Source organism: Fodinibius salinus (assembly GCF_008124865.1).
In the GTDB taxonomy this organism is placed as follows: domain Bacteria; phylum Bacteroidota; class Rhodothermia; order Balneolales; family Balneolaceae; genus Fodinibius; species Fodinibius salinus.
Map to the genome: position 1 here is coordinate 41,430 of NZ_VNHY01000005.1, position 19,971 is coordinate 61,400.

General features: G+C 43.4%; 18 protein-coding genes and 1 pseudogene. 7 read left to right on the forward strand and 12 right to left on the reverse strand.

What is annotated here, in order from left to right; all coding sequences use genetic code 11:
* Nucleotides 1-46: 46 nt before the first annotated feature.
* The gene (locus LX73_RS12365; RefSeq protein ID WP_148899834.1) at nt 47-1,234 is read right to left on the reverse strand and encodes a DUF2851 family protein; all 1,188 of its coding nucleotides are present in this window, start codon (nt 1,232-1,234) and stop codon (nt 47-49) included.
* Nucleotides 1,227-1,529, reverse strand: coding sequence for a YtxH domain-containing protein (locus LX73_RS12370; protein ID WP_148899835.1), 303 nt, complete (start codon nt 1,527-1,529; stop codon nt 1,227-1,229). Before LX73_RS12370 ends, LX73_RS12365 begins: the two co-directional genes overlap by 8 nt.
* A 129-nt stretch (nt 1,530-1,658) precedes the next feature.
* Between LX73_RS12370 and LX73_RS12375 the strand changes: the two genes are divergently transcribed.
* Nucleotides 1,659-2,168: a phosphoribosyltransferase family protein gene (locus LX73_RS12375; RefSeq protein WP_148899836.1), complete on the forward strand. Its 510-nt coding sequence runs from the start codon at nt 1,659-1,661 to the stop codon at nt 2,166-2,168.
* A gap of 82 nt (nt 2,169-2,250) precedes the next feature.
* Nucleotides 2,251-3,189: a DUF3078 domain-containing protein gene (locus LX73_RS12380; RefSeq protein WP_148899837.1), complete on the forward strand. Its 939-nt coding sequence runs from the start codon at nt 2,251-2,253 to the stop codon at nt 3,187-3,189.
* A gap of 72 nt (nt 3,190-3,261) precedes the next feature.
* Here LX73_RS12380 and amaB read toward each other — a convergent pair whose 3' ends face one another.
* A complete protein-coding gene (gene amaB / locus LX73_RS12385) occupies nt 3,262-4,791 on the reverse strand; it encodes an L-piperidine-6-carboxylate dehydrogenase (RefSeq protein WP_148899838.1) in 1,530 nt (509 codons plus the stop codon).
* A 150-nt stretch (nt 4,792-4,941) separates the two neighbouring features.
* On the opposite strand from amaB, the gene LX73_RS12390 reads away from it, so the two are divergent.
* Nucleotides 4,942-5,739 (forward strand): TrmH family RNA methyltransferase, encoded by a 798-nt coding sequence (locus LX73_RS12390; RefSeq protein WP_148899839.1) that lies wholly within the window; start codon nt 4,942-4,944, stop codon nt 5,737-5,739.
* Nucleotides 5,740-5,745: 6 nt separating this feature from the next.
* Nucleotides 5,746-5,919: pseudogene (locus tag LX73_RS13235) on the forward strand (PhoH family protein); the annotation flags it as partial.
* A gap of 112 nt (nt 5,920-6,031) precedes the next feature.
* Here LX73_RS13235 and LX73_RS12400 read toward each other — a convergent pair.
* The 3 genes from LX73_RS12400 to LX73_RS12410 all read right to left on the reverse strand — a co-directional run bounded on the left by LX73_RS12400 (nt 6,032) and on the right by LX73_RS12410 (nt 11,698).
* The gene (locus LX73_RS12400) at nt 6,032-7,264 is read right to left on the reverse strand and encodes a BaiN/RdsA family NAD(P)/FAD-dependent oxidoreductase (protein ID WP_148899840.1); all 1,233 of its coding nucleotides are present in this window, start codon (nt 7,262-7,264) and stop codon (nt 6,032-6,034) included.
* A gap of 6 nt (nt 7,265-7,270) precedes the next feature.
* Entirely contained in the window at nt 7,271-8,092 is an 822-nt protein-coding gene (gene murI, locus LX73_RS12405) for a glutamate racemase (protein WP_148899841.1), read from the reverse strand.
* Between the two features lie 231 nt (nt 8,093-8,323).
* Nucleotides 8,324-11,698 (reverse strand): lamin tail domain-containing protein, encoded by a 3,375-nt coding sequence (locus tag LX73_RS12410; RefSeq protein ID WP_148899842.1) that lies wholly within the window; start codon nt 11,696-11,698, stop codon nt 8,324-8,326.
* 259 nt (nt 11,699-11,957) lie between these two features.
* Between LX73_RS12410 and LX73_RS12415 the strand changes: the two genes are divergently transcribed.
* Nucleotides 11,958-12,353, forward strand: a complete 396-nt coding sequence (locus LX73_RS12415) for a hypothetical protein (RefSeq protein WP_148899843.1) — start codon at nt 11,958-11,960, stop codon at nt 12,351-12,353.
* 158 nt (nt 12,354-12,511) lie between these two features.
* Here the strand turns inward: LX73_RS12415 and asd are convergent, their stop codons facing one another.
* Complete coding sequence (gene asd / locus LX73_RS12420; RefSeq protein ID WP_148899844.1) at nt 12,512-13,570, reverse strand: aspartate-semialdehyde dehydrogenase; 1,059 nt, start codon at nt 13,568-13,570, stop codon at nt 12,512-12,514.
* Between the two features lie 180 nt (nt 13,571-13,750).
* On the opposite strand from asd, the gene LX73_RS12425 reads away from it, so the two are divergent.
* Nucleotides 13,751-15,229: a glycine--tRNA ligase gene (locus LX73_RS12425; protein WP_148899845.1), complete on the forward strand. Its 1,479-nt coding sequence runs from the start codon at nt 13,751-13,753 to the stop codon at nt 15,227-15,229.
* Between the two features lie 163 nt (nt 15,230-15,392).
* Here LX73_RS12425 and LX73_RS12430 read toward each other — a convergent pair whose 3' ends face one another.
* From LX73_RS12430 to LX73_RS12450, 5 genes are all read right to left on the reverse strand, one after another.
* Nucleotides 15,393-16,844 (reverse strand): alpha/beta hydrolase family protein, encoded by a 1,452-nt coding sequence (locus LX73_RS12430; RefSeq protein ID WP_148899846.1) that lies wholly within the window; start codon nt 16,842-16,844, stop codon nt 15,393-15,395.
* Nucleotides 16,845-16,859: 15 nt separating this feature from the next.
* The gene (locus tag LX73_RS12435; protein ID WP_148899847.1) at nt 16,860-17,513 is read right to left on the reverse strand and encodes an SdpI family protein; all 654 of its coding nucleotides are present in this window, start codon (nt 17,511-17,513) and stop codon (nt 16,860-16,862) included.
* Nucleotides 17,514-17,520: 7 nt separating this feature from the next.
* Nucleotides 17,521-17,781 (reverse strand): autorepressor SdpR family transcription factor, encoded by a 261-nt coding sequence (locus LX73_RS12440; protein ID WP_148899848.1) that lies wholly within the window; start codon nt 17,779-17,781, stop codon nt 17,521-17,523.
* A gap of 235 nt (nt 17,782-18,016) precedes the next feature.
* Entirely contained in the window at nt 18,017-18,535 is a 519-nt protein-coding gene (locus LX73_RS12445) for a superoxide dismutase family protein (protein WP_148899849.1), read from the reverse strand.
* 161 nt (nt 18,536-18,696) lie between these two features.
* Nucleotides 18,697-19,452, reverse strand: a complete 756-nt coding sequence (locus LX73_RS12450; protein WP_148899850.1) for an alpha/beta hydrolase family protein — start codon at nt 19,450-19,452, stop codon at nt 18,697-18,699.
* Nucleotides 19,453-19,521: 69 nt separating this feature from the next.
* Here LX73_RS12450 and LX73_RS12455 point away from each other — a divergent pair, with 69 nt between their 5' ends.
* Nucleotides 19,522-19,950, forward strand: a complete 429-nt coding sequence (locus tag LX73_RS12455) for a VOC family protein (RefSeq protein ID WP_148899851.1) — start codon at nt 19,522-19,524, stop codon at nt 19,948-19,950.
* Nucleotides 19,951-19,971: the final 21 nt, after the last annotated feature.

A 19,971-nucleotide genomic window follows, 5' to 3' on the forward strand; every position in this document is an offset into this window, starting at 1 on the left:
GTCTGTTTTTAACAGATTCAGATAATAGGGATTTACTGCTTTCAAATCAAGAAGAAATTACACTTTTAAACACTTTGCACTGTTGACAATTTTTGGGTTTGCAATAATTGCGAAGCTGACGAATGGTACCCAATTTCTGGGCATAAACGCCAGTGGGAAGTTCACTTTGAGAAAATAATGTAAGCAGTGATTGAGGAAGTGAGACGCGATGCTGTAGCCAAAGTTCCCAGCTTTGGCTCTTAAGCTGTTCGCAGAAAAAGAGATTACCCAGTGAGTACAGTGCAGGCAGAAAAACGGTCCCGAATAAAATATCACTGCGTTCGGTGCCTAGTGAGGGAGTTGTAGAAATAGAATGGACCATTTTTTCCCAAAGTAATTCAGGGTCCTTACGCATCCAATGTTGGAAAGGTAGTTGCAAAATAAAACAGAGGCATTCAGCTCCCTGCATCATACGGGGCCGGGGGTGGTTAGCTGGACGCACGCCCTTGTGGTTCCAGTTTAGCTTTCTAGGGTGTGTAGCATCATTTTCAATTTCTGAAAGCCTAATAGCTTTGGCTTTTAATGTTGATTTTAAAGTAGAGGGTTCAGCCACATCAAATAGCTCTGTGGCCAGTTTTTGCATCGGCTCCCGATTATGAGAAATGCCTAGCCCGTCGAAGAGTGCAATGGCAAACATTTTTTGCCAGGCTTTCGAAGGAGGCAGGGTGGGATCATAAAATTCAAGCAGATCTTCTACCTTTTGTTCAAAATATTCTTTGTGTGCTTTTTGAATTTGTTGGGCAAAAGCTTCTTCCGAAATAAAGGATAAATGCCCTGAACACGGCAGGTCGGGACCTTGCCGATATTGTGCCATAAATTTTTTAAGCGGTTGTCGTAGTAATGGAGAAAGGCAAAGGGTGGGGATAGAAGTACCATCGCTGCGGGTGACACATCCTTGTTCTTCTTCGAAAATTACATGGAGGATGACCTGCTCAAAGTTTGGATCAGCATGGTGGCCGTGTGCTTTCCAGCCTGCAAGATTCCAGTGGATTTCAACATCTCCGTGCCATCGCAGATCACCTACAGTGATGTCAGCTCCCCTAAAATCTGCTCCGTCTGTTTTATTGAGTGTCCCGGTATTATGGATGATAACTTTATCACCGCTGCCCGTTTGTAGTTGGCTAGTACTAAATTGACGGTGTTTCCACAGCCAGTGGAGGAGTTTCTCGTGGTATGGCGGCTTACCGTTACTCATTGTTTAAATCGTGCTTACTAAGTGGTATGTCCGCTGTTGATTCATATAGATCGGGAATGTTATCATGAATCCTGCGATTAAGTAAGGTACGCAGGTTATGATACTCTTTTATGCCTGAACGTTGTGCTTGCTGCCGATGATAATCTGCCCAGCGAGATAGTTTTCTTACTTTTTTATTGAGCCAGCGACGATTTGCCGATCCATTTTTGGGAGCCAACAGTAAGCCTATAGTTACGCCCCCGATAAATGAGGAGGTCAAGGCTAGGATAGATCTTATTTTGGAGTTCGAAGCCATAATATTTCTATCTTAAGTTGGTAATTGATTATTTTCGAAACGAAGTTATGGTAACCATCAGTAGATGGTAATGTACAAACGCTTTTCAATATTTTAAATTATTCATCATTTAATTTTTACCAACTTATTATGGATGATCACTTAATTCTAATGGATGAACGGCGTATTCACCGGTCAGTCAGACGTATGGGACATGAAATTATTGAGACGAACAAAAAGGATACCCCCATTTTGTTATTTGGTATTGATCAGAGTGGAACAGCAGTAGCTGAATTGCTTGGCAATGTACTTGATGATATTTGGCAGGGAGTTATAGAAACAGTTTCACTTCCGCTTGATGAAGGCAATACCCAAAAGACGCTGAATTCCTTGCCGTCGAATAAAACAGAAGATATGTTTCTTATTGCTGTAGATGATGTAATTTTCTCTGGGGAAACGATGTTCCGAGCACTGACGAAAATAGGAAAAGACCTGCCGCTCACAGAAATTCATACTGCTGTGTTGATAGATCGCGGGCATCGAAAGTTTCCTATTCGGGCCGGATTTTATGGGATGCAGCTTCCTACAAAACTTGATGAACATGTATCTGTCATGGTAGATGATCATACCGTGAAAGAAGTACTGTTGCAAAATCGCTGATGATAGATAGTTTATTCTCAGTCTTTTTTGTGATATTTTTAGGCAAAATTTTTAATGAGATCAGACAAATAAAATTAGAGACATGCACAAACAGTTATTACCAGCAGTATTACTCATTTTGTTATTCATCCCTTTTTCTCAGGTACTGGGGCAAGAAGCAGTTGAAATTAGCAAACTGATTGAAGATAAAGAGGATATATCAGCGCGTGATATGTCGCGTATTAACAGTGAAGTGGTAGTTGCTGATACGTTAGACGGTTGGCAAGTGAATTGGTCTACTGGGTTGAATGGTTCGCAGGCTTCATATAGTAACTGGAGCCAGGGAGGCGTAAATACTATTAGTGTGACAGCTTCTACAGCCTTTGAGGCAAAATATCGCAAAGATCGATTTGCATATGCCTTTTCAACTAATTTAAAATACGGCAAGTCGCATTTAGAAGGAGAGGGTACGCGAAAAACAGATGATCGTATTGCTGTAAATAATAAATTCAATTATTTGTTTAATAACCCAAATTGGAGTGCGTTCGGAAATATTAATTTTAACACCCAGTTTGACGAAGGATTAAGATATGATACGGATCCTCCCACACTGATTTCCAAATTTTTTGCTCCTGCTTACTTTACACAAATTACCGGTGTTGCTTATTCACCAAATAATTATTTTGCCGCTGAAGGTGGTTTAGCACTTAAAGAAACGATTGTTTCAGACACAACTCTTTCTACCCGATATGGTTTAGAGGCAGGAGAAACATTTCGTTTTGAGCCGGGTTATTCCTTAGCACTGAGCTATGAACGAGAAGTATTTGCTAATGTACGGCTCATCAGTTCGGTAGAAACATTTACAAACCTCCAGCGTCACCTTGATAATACGGATGTGAACTTCTCAAATGAGCTTATCGGGAAAATTAACGATGTCATGAACATGTCTTTACAGTTTGTAGTAATTTATGACAGCGATTTTTCCAGAGAGGTACAAATGAAACAGGTACTTTCAGCGGGACTTTCATACAGCATCCTGTAAAAAATAAAGTTGAGTATTGCAGATTAGGGGGATTCTCTTCATCTGCAACACTCAACTCTCAAAGATATCTCGCTATTCCACATCAAACTCAATACCCTGTGCCAGCGGCATTTCGTCACTCCAGTTAATAGTGTTTGTTTGTCGGCGCATATAGGCTTTCCAGGCATCTGATCCTGATTCACGCCCACCTCCGGTTTCCTTTTCACCGCCAAAGGCTCCTCCAATTTCAGCGCCACTGGTACCCACATTGATGTTAGCAATACCGCAATCGGAACCGCGGGCGCTCAAGAAAGTTTCGGCCTCTCGCATATTCAGCGTGAACATCGATGAGCTGAGTCCCTGTTTAACGCCATTATGTTTGGCAATGGCTTCGTCAAGCTCATTGTATTTGATGAGGTACAGAATAGGAGCAAAGGTTTCTTCTTGTACGATATCGAAGTCGTTTTCGGCTTTGACAATGGCGGGACGTACGTAGTGACCACCGTCCAGCTGTTTTTTGTCTAATTTTTGGCCACCGTAAACAATCTCTCCGCCGGCTTCTTGCACTTCTTGCAGGGCACGCTGCATACTATTGGCAGCCTGTTCATCAATAAGTGGACCTACCAGCGTGTCTTCATCCATAGGATTTCCAATATTGACATCTTCATAAATTTCTACCAGCCGATCCTTAAGCTCGTCAAATACTTCTTCATGAACAATAAGGCGGCGTGTGGAGGTACACCGTTGTCCACAGGTGCCTACTGATCCAAAAACAGTAGCACGGGCAGCCATTTCCAGATCTGCATCTTTGGATACAATAATGGCATTATTTCCGCCCAGCTCTAGGATGGTTTTACCGAGTCGCGCACCTACTGTCTTAGCTACTTCTTTACCCATCCGGGTAGAGCCGGTTGCAGAAATCAGAGGAAGACGCTCATCCTCCGTCATCCATTGTCCGACTTCTCGTCCACCGGTAATTAAATTAAAAATGCCCTCGGGCAGGTCATTGCGTTTTAGGACTTTCCCAATAATGTTTTGGACAGCAATTCCGCACAGCGGGGTCTTTTCAGATCCTTTCCAGACCATCACATTTCCACAAATGGCGGAAATCATTGCATTCCAGCTATAGACAGCTACGGGAAAGTTAAAGGCTGAGATAATACCGGTAATTCCCAGCGGATGCCATTGCTCATACATACGGTGCTCAGGACGTTCAGACTGCATGGTTTTTCCGTAAAGCATGCGTGATTGACCTACGGCAAAATCGCAGATATCAATCATCTCTTGTACTTCTCCAAGCCCTTCTTGGTAAATTTTGCCCATTTCATAAGTTACCAATCGGCCGAGATCCTCCTTGTGTTCACGCAGCTCAAGTCCGATTTGCCGCACAATTTCACCGCGTTTGGGAGCAGGCACCATACGCCATTCTTTAAAGGCTTCTTGCGCCGTTTCTATCACCTGATCATATTCTTCACGCGTAGTTACTGTAGTGTCGGCAATGGGCGAACCGTCCACCGGGGTATGGCTGGTAATTGTTTGTTGACTACCGTCTCCTAAAAATTGTTGCCCGGTACTGGTACCATGATTTGTGTCTTCAATCCCTAATTTCTTGAGAAAATCCATAATATTGAGCTGCAGTTTTTCTTTAAATTAATACTGCACAAGATAAGGATTGTTTTTAAGTTTTGAAGCAATAATAGTAAGCATTTGGTATTGCAAATGTAGGACAACGTACATTGCATAGTACATAATCTTGAATAAGATATTTATTTGATGAAACCCACTTCTGTCTCCAATCGCCAGTCAACGCTGCTTCGTAAACTCAACAAGAAAAAATATCGTCACAAAGAGAAGCTTTTTTTAATTGAAGGGGATCGCGCTGTACAGCAGGTGATAACCAATAGCGCTATATCAGTGAGAGCATTATTTTTTGATGAGAACCAACAGTACTGGAGAGACGAACGATGGGCAGAAGCAGCGCAGCAAGTAGATGTTTCTGTGATGGATGAGGCCTTATTTGCCGAAGTATCGGATACCGATAATCCACAGGGAGTATTGGCTATTTGTGAAATGCCTCAAGAAACAACAATTACAGACCTTCAGTCCCAAAAGGGGATTATATTAGCCCTCGATGCCCTGCAAGATCCCGGAAATTTGGGTACCATTATTCGCACTGCTTCATGGTTTGGTGCTACTGGAATACTTTCGGGTAAAGGGACGGTTGACTTATTTAATCCCAAGGTTGTACGTGCCACTGCCGGAGCCACCGGCAGTGTACCACATTTGAATGGAAATCTTTCTGCGTTGCTTAAGGAGCTGCAAAAAGAGGGTTGGCCTGTTTTCATGTTGGATACCGGAGAGGGAGCAGAATCCCTATCTGATATTGCATCTGTTGATAAAGCTATAATTGTAGTCGGGAATGAGGCGCATGGTATCCAGGCAGACTTGCAAGCGGTACCCCTTCGCCGTATCCGTATTGCTCCACCGCAAAAAAATGTACAGGTAGAAAGTTTAAATGCCGCTATCGCAACCTCTATTGCACTGTATGAGCTGACAGCAACATTGAAATAGATAAAAGAGATTATTTTCACCGGTGATATTTATCAGATCGACACATCCTATCTGAATACCCAGAGTAACGGACTGTCATTTTTGGTGGATCGCATGCATGACAATGATCTGTATGCACATATTAACCTTGAAAAGGGAGAACGTTCCGAACTTGCAAACCTGGCCAGCAAGTTGTTGTGAGGTTAGATATAAATTGGATTACAATAGTATCAGCAGATGCTCGGACGCTTTGGAATAGCCTTAAAATGCACATTGTCAGATAACAAAGCTTGCACTGGTAAATGAAATGTACTTAGCTGCCACCAATATCCTGAGCTGCGATCCATCCGGTAGTCCAGGCAGATTGAAAATTATAGCCGCCGGTAATACCGTCAATATTCAGGATTTCGCCGGCAAAATAGAGGTTAGACAGTTTTTTACTTTCCATAGTGCCCATATTTATTTCGTCTAATGGAACTCCTCCGCTGGTAACAAATTCTTCTTTGTAGGTTGTTTTGCCCTCTATTTCGTAGCTGGCATTTGTCAGCTGATGGGCCAGATCGTGGATTTGTTTATTTGAAAGTTCAGCCCACCGGCGGTTCTCTGAGATATCAGCTAGTTCCAAAAACCGTGTCCATAGTCTCTTGGGAATAGTAAATTGGTCTTGTTTGGCAGCGGTCTTCTTTGCGTTGTATTTCCTCAGTTCATCTAATTGGTGGCGTACTTCCTGTTCGTTTTGGGGATACAACCAATTGACCTGAATGGTGAATTGATAGTCTTGTTCATGCAGGTATCGCGCGGCCCAGGCGGATGTCTTGAGTACGGCCGGTGCGCTGAATCCCCAGTGTGTAATTAGAATAGGGCCGGTATGTGAAAAGGAAGTGCCTTCAATTTCGACCGAACAATCTGCTACTGAGATACCGGAAAGGTCTTCAAAAATAGGATTTTTAAAATTGAAGGTGAACAGCGATGGTACAGGTTCAACAATAGAATGGCCCAGATCTTTGAGCCATCGGTAATGCTTTAACCTGTTCGATCCGCCGGTAGCAACTACGACTGCATCAAATAATTTGGATCCGTTATTACGAATTTCAAGCTTGTACCGGCCGGTATCATTCTGCTTAATAGAGTCAATTCGGCTTCGTAGGTTGATTTTTACATTGTTCCTTTTTGCTTCGTCATGTAAGCAATTAATAATAGTAGCCGAATCATCGGTGGTAGGAAACATGCGTCCGTCGGATTCTGTCTTGAGCTCCACGTTTCGTTCTTCAAACCAGCGCACGGTATCTTTGGGCTGAAACTGTTCAAAGGCCCAGCGGAGTGCTTTGGAGCCTCTGGGATAGGCTTTAGCCATTACTTCGGGATCAAAGCACTGGTGGGTAACATTACAGCGGCCGCCACCCGAGATGCGAACTTTAGAGAGCGGCTCTCGACTTTTTTCAAAAATGGTAACATCCAGACTGGAATTAAGCCGGGCGGTATTTACGGCGGCAAAAAATCCAGCAGCACCGCCACCTATGACTGCGATTTTGTTAGATTCGGACATGATAACTTATAATTCAATGAACTTAGATGTTATCTCATTGCCCCAGAAGAAATTGGCATGTTCATCAAAATCATCGGTGGAATCGGTAGTAAGAAATTGTCGGTTACCACCTGTAGAGCACATTTCGGCTATTTCAGGATGCCGTTCCAAATAGTCCGCGAGGCTTTGGGCGACAATTTTACCTTGGCTCAGAATGGTAATATCATCTGGTGTGAACTGCTTTATTTTTTTAATGAGCAATGGGTAGTGGGTGCAGGCTAATAACAACGTATCGATTTGCTCTGATTGAGATAAGATTCTGTCTATATGTTGCTTTATAAAATAGTCAGCACCTTTGCTGTCATACTCTTTATTTTCCACCAGTGGTACCCACATGGGGCAAGCCTCTTGATAAACTTCTAAGTCGGGAAATTGATTACGGATTTCCATCACATACGATTCTGAATTGACGGTGCCGTTTGTCCCGAGCACCCCCACGTGACCGGTTTTCGAGTGTTCGCCAATAACTTCGGCGGTAGGACGAATAACGCCCAGTACCCTTCGTTTGAGATCTATTTCAGGCAAATCTTTCTGCTGGATCGTACGGAGGGCTTTAGCTGAAGCTGTATTGCATGCCAATATTACCAAGTGACAATTTTGAGAAAAAAGATATTTAACACATTCCAGCGTATAGTTATAAATGGTTTCGAAGGAACGGCTCCCATAGGGAGATCGGGCATTATCGCCGAGATACAAATAGTCATACTGCGGCAGTTCGTCAACAATGTCTCTCATCACTGTTAGTCCACCGTAGCCGGAGTCAAAAATGCCAATAGGTGTTAATTTCATAAAGTGATTAGGGATTAACGGCTATGAAGTTTGAAGTAAAAAAAGACTACGAATTCATAATTCCTAATTATAGAGTTCAAATAAAAAATATAGCAGCTAAATTTTACCAGTCTTTCGGTTGAGAAGTATGATGAAGAAAGTACGCAAAATACCTTTAGATATTCTCCGAGAGGTGTATGGATTGACACCATTTAGAAAAGCCTTAAACTGATTTAATTGAATCGCAAAACTTTAATTTAGCGGACGGGCCAGAACAACAGGTTTTTTGAAGGCTTTATCTTTACCGCTTGCGCTGTCAAAGGCTTCAAAAACAACAATATAGATACCAATACGGTTACGCCCGCCATCATCTTTGCGGCCATCCCAAATAAGCTGTCCCGAGAAACCGGCTTGCTTGCCGTCCGCCAGTTCTTTGACCAGACGCCCATATCGATCGTAGATACGTACCTTAATAAGATAATCTTGTTGGTCGAGCGTATAGTTGATAAACAGGTTGTCTTTATCGCCGTTACCGTCTGGAGTAAAGGGATTGGGCGAAAAGCTAATACCGGTTTCAGCGGGTGGTTCAGATTGGGGCTGAAAAATAGAGTTTTCACTGTTTGGTGTTCCGCCTTTGGGATTAACACTTGATCCCCAATTTGTTTTATCATTGCTGGTCCCTTCAGGTGATATGCGTTCCAGGGCAATGCCGCGCGTGTCAATCAGGTTTGGGTTTTGCCACGATTCATCATAGAATACCGAATCGATATTAGCGCCTGTGCTGTCGGCAATGTAGATGGCATCGTCATTGGAAGCTAAGCTCAGTGTAGTGCGGTCAATGCGCATTAGAGAACGTTGCTCGGGGGTAGAGATATCAAAAAAGTTGGCAACATTACTTTGTTTAAAAGTGGTGGTTTTATCAGCATAGATAAGTACATGGCCACCGGCGGGGACCCATTTGGCATTACTGCTGACGGGCACGAGTTCACGAACAACGCCGTTTTCGTCGGGCTCATCATGGAGTACAAGCCCTTCTAGCGATACGGCTGATTCGCTTGCATTGCGCAATTCAATATATTCGCTTTGATCCGGTTGGTTATCATCAGACTCATCCAGCGGATTATACATTATCTCGTTGATGACAATATTTTTTTGATTGGCCGAAATGGACTGGGCTATCGGAATTTCGGTGCTGTTGGTCGTATTACCGACAAAATCGGTTAGGTTTTGGATAGTGACCTTTGCAGCCGCGCCTGTTGATTTAGACTGTCCACCATCCAAAATAATGCTATTGGCATTAACAGAATCATATTCAGCTACTTGCAATTTTTGTCCACCGGATTGAAAGCTTAGACTCTGTGTAAGTTGGATAAACTCGTTGAACTGTACTTTAATATTTCCACCGGGTAGTGTTTTTGAGAAGACCGCTTCGGGTGGTGTAGTGTCCGGTTGGAGGCTGGGATTTTCAACGCCGGCTGAGAATCCATTGTTAGCTGTACTGGTTTGCCAGTTTGAGGCATCGTTGGAAGCAGCACTGGGGTCTATTCGTTCCATGGATGTACCTTCCTGGCTACCGCCCCAGGTTGTGGCATAACGCAACGAGTCTATAGATTCGCCATTAGAGTTTTTTAGTTGTACAATATCTCCGCTGGAGTTATTAAAAGCGGGGAATCCGCTTAGTTGTATAGCATTAGGGACAGAATTAGCAAAAACAGCATCTCCGGTAACAACAAGATACTCATTTGCTTTAAGCTGCGTATTTGCCGGAATGGAAGAAGTACTGCTGGCATCGCTTATGGTCCAGTTACTAAGATCAAAGTTCTTGTCGGTAGTATTGTAAAGTTCTACAAAATCAGCTGTTCCCTGATCATCGGGATTATATAACACCTCATTGATAACAATATCGCGGGATAGTGCCTCATCAATTTTTAAGAAATCAAAGCTACGGGTGGCACCGGATAAAGTATTGCCAAATATATCAGAGATATTTGAAGCCGTAACGTCGTATGATTCCCCATCGGTAAGCGGAGAACTTAGGACAAGTGTTACACTGTCGTCCTGCGCTGAAACAAGCTGAATTTTTCGGTTTGGCGTAATTTGATAATTGCTGCTATTGGTAGCAGAAGAGGCCGTTATAGGTTCAGAAAAGCCCAGCCTGAGTGTTGTCTCATCCACAGCAAACAAATCCGTAAAAAAGGGTGGAGTATTATCAGAAGGGATTTCATTAGTAAGGCCCGGTGTGCCACCTAGGGAACTTGGAGAATCCCCCCAGTTGGCTTGCATGGTAGCTGGGGCTGTATCAGAACGACGCTCCAAGGCAATATTTTCGCCGCCCCATTCGTCAGTATATCGTAACGAATCGGCCTGTGTACCACTGCTGGTATTGATTTGAACAACATCTCCGCCATTGTTAAAGCCTGCCAGCCCGCCCATGCTAACGTAGGCACGATTACCAAATTCGTTAAAAAGAGAAGAGGTATCAGCCGAAACTACCAAAAAACTGTCAGGCCGGAGGGTGAGATTGGAGTATGATATTGTACTTGTGCCTCCGTCATCACCCAGCTCCCAATTTTGTAGATTCAAAAACTTGGAGGAGGTGTTTTTAAGTTCTATGTATTCTTGCCGCCCGGTGGGGGGATCGTATCTGAATTCATTAATAATCACATCGCCTTGTGCAAAAGCTCCAAAGATGACAAACGAAGTTGTGGTGTTGGCTGCAATGGTGTTACCGTTTTGGTCATCTACGTCATTTACGGTGACCGTATATTCATCGCTGGGGAAGTTCGTGCTTCCATAGTCAAGCCGTACGGTGGTAGTGTTTGGGAAGGTAACCGAAGAGGTGGAGGGGGTGCCGATACCGTTATCAATACTAAAATCGGAAGCATCTACGGTAGATTGGTTATAACCTCGATTGAACGTTACATCTACTTGGCTGCCGCTAACCGAAGCTTGGGTAACATCAAAAGGAGGGAGGTCAATTTTGAAGTCCATATAAAACTTGTCGGAGCGTGTTGATGTAAAATTTATACGAGGACCCAAATAAGAGGCATTAGTATGTGTATTATCGGTTCCTGAAATGTTGGTGTTATAAGGTCCTCCATAGTTGTCAGAAACTTCCATCTGCCAGTTGCCGCTGCCATCACGATTTACACGCACAGTATATGTACCTCCGGACTGGACAACCGTGGTGCCCGTAAGTACTGTGGCGGCTTCACTGCCACTGTCGTACCGCACAATCTTAAAGAAGTCATTGCCGCTTTCTCCAACCTGCACGGCATAGCCGTTGACTGCACCTTCGAGATCAGCAATATCACTCATTAAAAATATCTCTGCTTGGTTCGATCCTGACGGTTCAAAGCCACGAAATTCAATATAAAATGTCCATGTTCCGTTTACATCGGTAGAAGGGGTTGTTAAATAAGCCGGACTTGTAGATGCATTTAGCTGAAGCAAAAAGTTAGGTGAATCGTCAACAACGGTAAATTCGCTGTCCTCGCCGCTCCAAGTAGGATTGTTTGTAAAATCCTCGTCCTCAAAACCGTCCTCAAAATTTGTTTGTGCGAAACTGTTGGCCGTTATGAAAAAAGCCGACAGTATTGTCACAAGAATCCGAATACTTTTTCTCATCTCCGCATATCAAATATTTAATTTATCTTAGGATAACAGAGGAGGGCGTGAATGGCAAAAAAAGTAACATAAAAAAAGGGTGAAGTTGGATTCAACAACTTCACCCCGGAAGGACATTTGATATTGCTCTCTATTTCAACGGCTTAACGCATTTAAGCGTTTCTGTTAGTAAGACCGTTGCGAGAGCAAATCCTTACAAATTTTTTTGATTTTTTTATTATCATCGTTGGTAAATCTAATTCTTACCTAAAAAAGAAAAATGAATATTGCTAATAGTCCATCTATTCCTTTTACCATTCCTGATATTAATCATGGTTTAAAGCAGGCCAATGGATTGTTCAAATTGTGGAAGGGGGGATTGGAGCTAGAATTTGAAGAGAAGTTTCTGGGCGTTTTTGATACATCCGGTGTCCAAACTGTTCGAATCTCTTATGGTGACTTACAGGACATTAGATATGAAAAGGGATGGTTTAGCGACAATATTACGTTCGAAGGACATTCAATGAAAGTATTTGATGAAGTTCCGGGCACTGATATTGCTACTTGCACGCTTACCGTTAAAAAGAAGAACCGAAAGGAAGCACGTAATTTAATATCTCAAGCCCAGGTGCAGCTCTCAGAACGAAAGCTGGATCAACTGGATGAGGAGGATTAAAACTATTTTTGGTAAGCCGTACTGAGTGTTAACTGGTAACCATTGACTAGCCATTATGAAGCTCAATAATTATTCTAACGAGTTTAGCGGTTGTATAAAGGATATTAGAGCCATTGTTTTAATACATGCTAAACCATCATTCAGGTATGCCAGATTTATTATTTAATATACTCTTTGGCTACCAACAACTCTGCATTTAAGATCGCTCCGCCGGCGGCACCGCGGATGGTATTATGTGCCATCGTTACATATCCTAAATCCATAACTGTACCTTCACGCAGCCGCCCCACAGCTGTTTGCATGCCTCCTTCGCGATCGGCGTGTAGTCGCGGTTGGGGGTATCGTTCTTTCTGATACAACCGGATAGGATTATCCGGTGATGAAGGTAAGTCCAGATCTGAAATGGGATTGTCCCACTCAGTGAAAGCTTGTTCGGCTTTTTGGATGGATGAGGGAGTATTATTGAGTTTTACAGCTACTGATAGTAAGTGTCCTTCAATGGTTGGTACCCGAACGGCAGTAGCCTGAATGGTGAAATCGTTGAAATCAATAATATCATCTGCCAAGTTACCGAGAACTTTGGTGGACTCTGTTTGCACTTTGGGTTCTTCCCCCCCAATGTGCGGTACAACATTCCCTATAATATCCAGGCTGGATACTCCGGGATAACCGGCCCCGGAAACCGATTGCATAGATGTAACAATTACAGACTCTATACCAAATGCAGCGGCCAGTGGCTTCAGTGACATCGAAAGGGGAACGGAAACACAGTTGGGATTAGTCACAATCCAACCACTGCCGTCGTCGGTGAATGATTGTTTTTTTATGAGTTTCGCATGATCGGGGTTGACTTCGGGAACCAGAAGCGGTACCTGGTCGTGCATGCGATAGTTTTTAGCGTTGGAGATGACCGGTATGCCTGCCTCGGCAAACTGCTGCTCAATGTCGCCGGCTACGGATGAATCCAGTCCGGAAAAGACAAAGTCTACGTCCTGGAAATGATCAGGGATACATTCGCTTACTTCAATATCAGCTGCCTGGCGGGGCAGTTCCGTTTTTTCAATCCAGTGAACAGCATTGGTATATTTTTTACCAGCTGAGCGTTGAGATGCGCCAAGTTTAGAAATAGTAAACCATGGATGGTTTTCAAGTAAACGAATAAATTTTTGTCCTACCGCCCCGGTAGCTCCGAGAATTCCGACGTTGTGTGAAGGCATTGGTTGGTAATTAGTTATTAGTTAACAGAGGATTTTTCAAAGACTTCGAAAAATTAGTGTATGTATGTAATTTAGAGAAGGTGAAGATAGGCAGAAATTGAATATTAATTAAAGGATTAATTTTTGGTATCTTTGCGCATTAAAAATTTGTAACTCAGTAACAACAAATAGAGTATTTACATGTCCGTTACCGAACTCGATAGCTTAGATACGCTTGTCTCACTAGCAAAATCGCGCAGTTTTATTTTCCAGTCATCTGAAATTTACGGTGGACTGGGAGCCGTTTATGATTACGGTCCGCTTGGTGTAGAGCTGAAGCGTAATATTCGCGATCTTTGGTGGGAATCAATGACGCAGAAGCACGATAATATTGTGGGGCTTGATTCTGCTATCTTTATGGATCCCAAAGTGTGGAAGGCTAGTGGGCACCTGGATGGATTTAACGATCCGATGATTGATGATAAGCAATCCAACAAGCGCTATCGGGCAGATATGCTCATTGAGAATGAAATCGCCAAACTCCGCAGCAAAGAAAAAGCAGAAAAAGCTGATGAGTTACAGCAGCTGCTGGATACAGCCGGCTCTCGGGATGGATTGTGCGAGGATCTCTATAATATCATCATGGACTACGAGATCCGTGCGCCCGAATCGGGAGCGTTTGAATGGACGGAGGTGCGCCAGTTTAACCTAATGTTCGAAACCCAGTTTGGAGCTACATCTTCGGGTGGCGACGGTGATGATTCGGTTTACCTGCGGCCTGAAACGGCACAAGGTATTTTTGTAAACTTTAAAAATGTGATGGATACCGCCCGTCAGCAGGTCCCCTTTGGTATTGCCCAGGTGGGTAAAGCATTCCGTAACGAGGTCGTAGCCCGACAGTTCATCTTTCGGATGCGAGAGTTTGAACAGATGGAAATGCAGTATTTTGTAGAGCCGGGAACGGATGGAGAAAGTTATGACCACTGGCTGCAAAAGCGTATGGAGTGGCACAAGGCACTGGGTATTCGCGAAGAGAAGCTGCGCGTCGAAGATCATCCTGAAGATAAGCTGGCACATTATGCCGAAGCCGCTGCCGATATTCAGTATGAGTACCCTATTGGCTGGCAAGAGGTTGAGGGTGTGCATAATCGGACAGATTTTGACTTGAGTCAGCATAAAGAATTTTCGGGCAAGAAACTTTCCTATTACGATCAAAAGAAAGAGGAGCGGTACATACCGTATGTCATTGAAACCTCTATAGGACTCGATCGCACGGTAATGATGGTGCTCGCGGATGCTTACCGGGAAGAAGAGGTAAATGGCAATACGCGAACGGTGCTTAAAATGAATCCAGAGCTGGCACCAACGAAAGTGGGCATTTTCCCGCTTATCAAAAAAGAGAAATTACAAAGCCTGGCACATGATATTACTAATGAGCTGCGCGAGGATTATAATGTGTTGTATGACGAATCCGGATCAATCGGTAAACGATATCGCCGACAGGATGAAGCCGGTACTCCCTTCTGTATTACGGTTGATTTCGATGGTGTAGAGTCGGAAGGCGAAGATACGGTAACCATTCGTTACCGTGATGATATGACCCAGGATCGTGTGCCGGTAAGTCGTCTCAAAGAGGTAATCGATGATAAGATGAAGGAGTGGAGTCCGGAAAATAGTTAATGTGTTGTCCCAAGCATGGATAGTTGGGACAGCGGCAAAAACAAATATCTGACCGGCACAAATGGAAAAAGGGATAGTGCAAGCGTCCGCCTGTATTACTGTTGTTTATATATCCAAGTTTAAAAGATTGTGGATGAAACAGGGAAATCGCACGTTGGACATGCTATTTTTTGTGATTAGCCGCTTCGCCACCGCTTTTGTTAATCCATTCAATTATTGTAGATGTAAATTTATCCAGAAACTGGTTTGGGAGAGTACCGTATTCTTGAGGTAAGCCCGTGTCTGCTTTTTGGAATAAATGGTTGGCTTGTTCAAACACTTCGATCCGATAGGGCACACCGGCCGACTCCAGCGCTGCTTTGATAGGAGGTTTGTTTTTGCCAGCAAGCACTTGTACATCTTTACCGCCAAATAAAGCCAGAACAGGGATGTCAAGTTTCTTTAAATCATTCGTGGGATCGTAAAACAGCAGTGACTGCATTTGGGGATTGGTAAATGCTTGCAGCAAGCCCTTACCCTGGGCGGATGCAGCAGAATCAAAATTAGCTATTTGGGGTTTATTTTGATTGGGCAGGCTTCTGAACATTTCCCCAATTTTTTTCTCATAGTGTTTTTTTGCTGCTTTTACATTGTTCTCATTATGTATAGCCTCCAGTGCTTTTTGAAATGCTGAAAGGGCAGGTTCAACTTTTGCTTCTTCAAAGCCATTTTGTATAAAATTTTGTTTTAACTGATATTGCAAAATTTTATCAAGCGTCAATGATGGTGAAGCCATTAAAATGAGCTTATCAACTTTTTTGTTTTTTGCCGCTACTCTCCCCCCGACAATGCCACCCTGACTGTGCCCCAGTAAAATAATTTTTTTAAAATTATGCTTTGGTCTTTTTGTAAGATATTTGATGATTGCTTCTACATCCGAAGCCAGCATCTGGAGTGTAGTATTTCCAAAGCTTCCGGTTGATTGCCCAACCCCGCGGTCGTCATAGCGGAAGGTGGCAATATTGCTTGTAGTAAGAGAGTCAGCCAAAACGGCAAAAGGTTTAAAATCGCTGAGTGGGCGCAACGTCTCATCCCGATCTTGGGCCCCGCTGCCAGACATCATGATAACCAGTTGTTCTGGCTTGTTGTTTTTCGGCCAGGTTAACGTGCCACCAATATCAATCGAATCATTTTTAATTATAAGATCTTTGTGGTGATAGGGTAGATCTTTTTGTTGTTCAGCTTTTGCCTGTTCTTCTTCCTTTTTATCATACCGGTGTAGTTCAAACGAAAACTGTCGCCCATTTTGGGAGAAGGTGCCACTGATAACAGAGTCACTTTTGAAGATACCAGCAAAGGAAGCATAGCCGGGTCCGGCCGGGAACCCGAATGAAATAGAATCGGTTTCGGTGCGGCTAATATTCTGAAGCCCTAACCCTTTTGCGCCTTGTTGGGGAATGTCGATGGTGCCCGAGTATGAGCTGTCGTTTTTTTGAAAATGGGTGATGATGTGCAGTTTCTGGCCCATAATATTGATGTTGCCCCTCCAGTCACCGGACAAGGATTGGGCCGATCCCAACAGTGGCAGTAAACAAATCACAATGAGAGTAGAAAGAATAGTTTTTGCTTTGGACATGATAAATTTCGGATCTTAGTTAGATTTCTGATACAGATAAAAGGAATAGCCGGCCGGGATGAGTGCCAACAGAACAGTAATAATAGTAAACAGGGTGCTGTAGGTTTGTAACTCAAAAAATGGATATAAAATGATGAGCAGCAATCCGCCGCTTACCCAAATATAAGAACCTATTCTGTGCGTTTGGCGCCAATTATCGGCATCCTCGAGGGCCCAAGGCACGCGGATCCCAATAAAATAATTGGGTTTAATGATGCGTAGATAATTGCCGAAAATCAGAAAAAATACTGCAATTCCGAGAAAAAGAATTCCCTGTGAGGGAATGGTATAGCCCAGCGCGTTGATCAGGATCCATCCCTGGATAGCTACCAGAAATACTACACAAGCAGTACGCAATACGGGAATAGGTTTTTGGTCAATGGTTATACGTTTTTTGGGATCAATTTTGGGCAGGTACAGTAACACGGCATAGATAAATATATTGGTAACCGGGGTTATTAAACTACCGAATGTTTTGCTGCCATAGCCGGACACTTCGCCCTGAAAATTCCATTGTATAGCTATGCGTGCCGGCAGCTGATCCCAAATGAAAGGCAGCAGGGCAAAGGGTAAAAGCACGAGTAAAATATTGTACCATTCTTTTTTGAAGGCGTAGGTAAGGGTATTCATGACAAGTTTATTCTTTGTTGATCATTTCCAAAAACCAATTGGCGGCTTCTTCAAGCACGGTAGTATTAATGGAATACAGGATAAATTGCCCGTCACGTTCTCCGCTGATCAGCTCGGCTTGTTTCAGGATATCCAGATGGTGCGAAATGCTGGGCTTGCTGATATCAAACTCATTGGCAATTTCACCCGCACTGAGATCGCGGTCCTGCAGCATCTGCAGGATATTACGGCGCGTGGGGTCACTTAAGGCTTTAAATAAATTATTCATTTAGATATTTAGATAACTATCTAAATAATAAAAGTCAAGATCGCCGGGCTAAGGAAGGCTATAATTAAAGCTAAGGCTACCGGAAGTATTTTTCCTTGGGATGGGTATAGGGTTTAAAATAGTTCTTAGCTGTTCGAGACAGAATAATATAAACGGCTTTTGGAAATCCTGTGAAAATAAAAATGCCCATCTCAGCGATAAGCCAAGATGGGCAAATGTAACATAAAAGATAATGTTAGGAGCCGTTGCCAGAGTCGTCCATCATTTCTGCTTTTGCAATTCCTACTACACCACAAGCTTTGCGAGGACCGGCAGCACCAGAAGGCTGAGAGGTCAGGTCATCTTGGCCGCCGTGCAGAATCACGCCGTGTCCAATAATACTATTTGAACCGTTGAGTGAAAGGGTATTATCTACAAAATCAATAGAGGCGTTGCCATCAGCATCGGCTTCGATATTGCCCATATCACCCATGTGTCGAACGGAATCGGTTGGAGCGCCGTGTTTATTTCCGGCAGGATTATAGTGTCCACCGGCGGAGGTGCCATCTGATGCTGAGCAATCCCCATACTGATGAATATGGAATCCGTGCATTCCAGGCGTCAATCCTTCAAGATTTCCTTGAACGCGCACGCCGTCGTCTGTTTTGGTAAATGTAACTGATCCTGAAACATCATTGCCTTTTGTGGGATGAACAACTGCAACAGCTTTTGAGTAATCAGTACTCATTTCTGCTTTTGTTTTGTCTTTCTCCATCTGTTGCTTGTTACTTTCTTGTTGAACACAGGATACAGCAAATGTAATGAGCAGTATTCCTAGTGAACATCGCTTTAATATCGTCATAATTTATGAGCTTTTAATTTTGGGCTATAGTTAGAGCGTCAAACAGGTGATAAGGTACAGGCATTCAACAATTTTTAAAAATATCTTCCTGCCCAGCTAGCTAACACCTCGGCTACGTATTTGCTGTCTTGTTCATGCATCAGTAGGTGATCTGCGCCGGCCAGTGATACAAAACTTTTAGGATGACGGGCGGTTTTGTAAATATGTGCGGCATTGTCAATGCCAACAGTGTTATCCGTAGGAGAGTGGAAGATCATGAGTGCACGGTCCAAATGCTTAATAGCATCATCCATCTTGTTAGCTTCGAGATCATCAATAAATTGTTTTTTAATGGTGAAACTGCGTCCGCCAAGGGTAACGGTAGCCTTCCCTCGGGACTCAATCTCATCCAGTTTGGCACCTAAGTTCTTCTTTACATGCTCGGGATCAGAAGGAGCTGCAATAGTTGCCACAGCTTTACTTTCGGGGATATCACCGGCTGCTTGTAGCACGGCTGCTCCGCCAAGCGAATGACCAATCAATATTGTGGGGGACTGATGATGTTTGCGCAGGTACGAGGCGGCCTGCAGCAGATCATCAACATTGGATGAAAAATTGGTATCCACAAAATCGCCTTCGCTTTCTCCAAGCCCGGTAAAATCAAACCGGAATATGCCTATGCCTCTTTTATTCAGCGTTTTACTTATATTTTTTACGGATCTTAAATTTTTGGAGCAGGTAAAGCAGTGAGCAAAAAGAGCAAAAACATCTGTTGCAGTATCCGGCAGGTCTAGTTGGGCCGAAAGGGGATCACCTTGGGTTCCTTCAAAAGTAATTTTTTCTGATCGCATGATCGAAAATTGATTTATATGTTTAGAGTACCTTTGTTAATGACCACTTCAATATAAAAGTTCTTACGTATGTCTGATAACGAAACACCTCTATTTCATTTGGCATTTCCGGTTGCTAATCTGGATGAAACGCTTTCTTTTTACCACGATGTACTGGGTTGTAATACTGGAAGAAGTTCGGATCAGTGGATTGATTTTGATTTTTGGGGACACCAAGTAGTTGCACATTTAAGTCCTGATGAAGCGGGTAAATCCAGTATGAATGATGTGGACGGACATGCAGTGCCGGCCAAACACTTCGGCCTTATTTTGGAGTGGGAGCAATGGGAACAGCTGGCCGAGCGCCTACAGGAAGCGGATGTAGATTTCATTATTGAACCCTACGTACGTTTTGAGGGAGAGCCGGGAGAACAAGCTACTATGTTTTTTACTGATCCCAGCGGCAATGCCTTAGAATTCAAAGCTTTTCGGAATAAAGAGCAGATTTTCGCGACGTAGTTTCTTATTGGTTAATGGTTA

Excerpts from the sequence above, each read along its gene's own strand:
- LX73_RS12365 (WP_148899834.1), bottom strand. The coding sequence starts at position 1,234 with ATGAGTAACGGTAAGCCGCCATACCACGAGAAACTCCTCCACTGGCTG.
- LX73_RS12370 (WP_148899835.1), bottom strand. The coding sequence starts at position 1,529 with ATGGCTTCGAACTCCAAAATAAGATCTATCCTAGCCTTGACCTCCTCA.
- LX73_RS12375 (WP_148899836.1), top strand. The coding sequence starts at position 1,659 with ATGGATGATCACTTAATTCTAATGGATGAACGGCGTATTCACCGGTCA.
- LX73_RS12380 (WP_148899837.1), top strand. The coding sequence starts at position 2,251 with ATGCACAAACAGTTATTACCAGCAGTATTACTCATTTTGTTATTCATC.
- amaB (WP_148899838.1), bottom strand. The coding sequence starts at position 4,791 with ATGGATTTTCTCAAGAAATTAGGGATTGAAGACACAAATCATGGTACC.
- LX73_RS12390 (WP_148899839.1), top strand. The coding sequence starts at position 4,942 with ATGAAACCCACTTCTGTCTCCAATCGCCAGTCAACGCTGCTTCGTAAA.
- LX73_RS12400 (WP_148899840.1), bottom strand. The coding sequence starts at position 7,264 with ATGTCCGAATCTAACAAAATCGCAGTCATAGGTGGCGGTGCTGCTGGA.
- murI (WP_148899841.1), bottom strand. The coding sequence starts at position 8,092 with ATGAAATTAACACCTATTGGCATTTTTGACTCCGGCTACGGTGGACTA.
- LX73_RS12410 (WP_148899842.1), bottom strand. The coding sequence starts at position 11,698 with ATGAGAAAAAGTATTCGGATTCTTGTGACAATACTGTCGGCTTTTTTC.
- LX73_RS12415 (WP_148899843.1), top strand. The coding sequence starts at position 11,958 with ATGAATATTGCTAATAGTCCATCTATTCCTTTTACCATTCCTGATATT.
- asd (WP_148899844.1), bottom strand. The coding sequence starts at position 13,570 with ATGCCTTCACACAACGTCGGAATTCTCGGAGCTACCGGGGCGGTAGGA.
- LX73_RS12425 (WP_148899845.1), top strand. The coding sequence starts at position 13,751 with ATGTCCGTTACCGAACTCGATAGCTTAGATACGCTTGTCTCACTAGCA.
- LX73_RS12430 (WP_148899846.1), bottom strand. The coding sequence starts at position 16,844 with ATGTCCAAAGCAAAAACTATTCTTTCTACTCTCATTGTGATTTGTTTA.
- LX73_RS12435 (WP_148899847.1), bottom strand. The coding sequence starts at position 17,513 with ATGAATACCCTTACCTACGCCTTCAAAAAAGAATGGTACAATATTTTA.
- LX73_RS12440 (WP_148899848.1), bottom strand. The coding sequence starts at position 17,781 with ATGAATAATTTATTTAAAGCCTTAAGTGACCCCACGCGCCGTAATATC.
- LX73_RS12445 (WP_148899849.1), bottom strand. The coding sequence starts at position 18,535 with ATGGAGAAAGACAAAACAAAAGCAGAAATGAGTACTGATTACTCAAAA.
- LX73_RS12450 (WP_148899850.1), bottom strand. The coding sequence starts at position 19,452 with ATGCGATCAGAAAAAATTACTTTTGAAGGAACCCAAGGTGATCCCCTT.
- LX73_RS12455 (WP_148899851.1), top strand. The coding sequence starts at position 19,522 with ATGTCTGATAACGAAACACCTCTATTTCATTTGGCATTTCCGGTTGCT.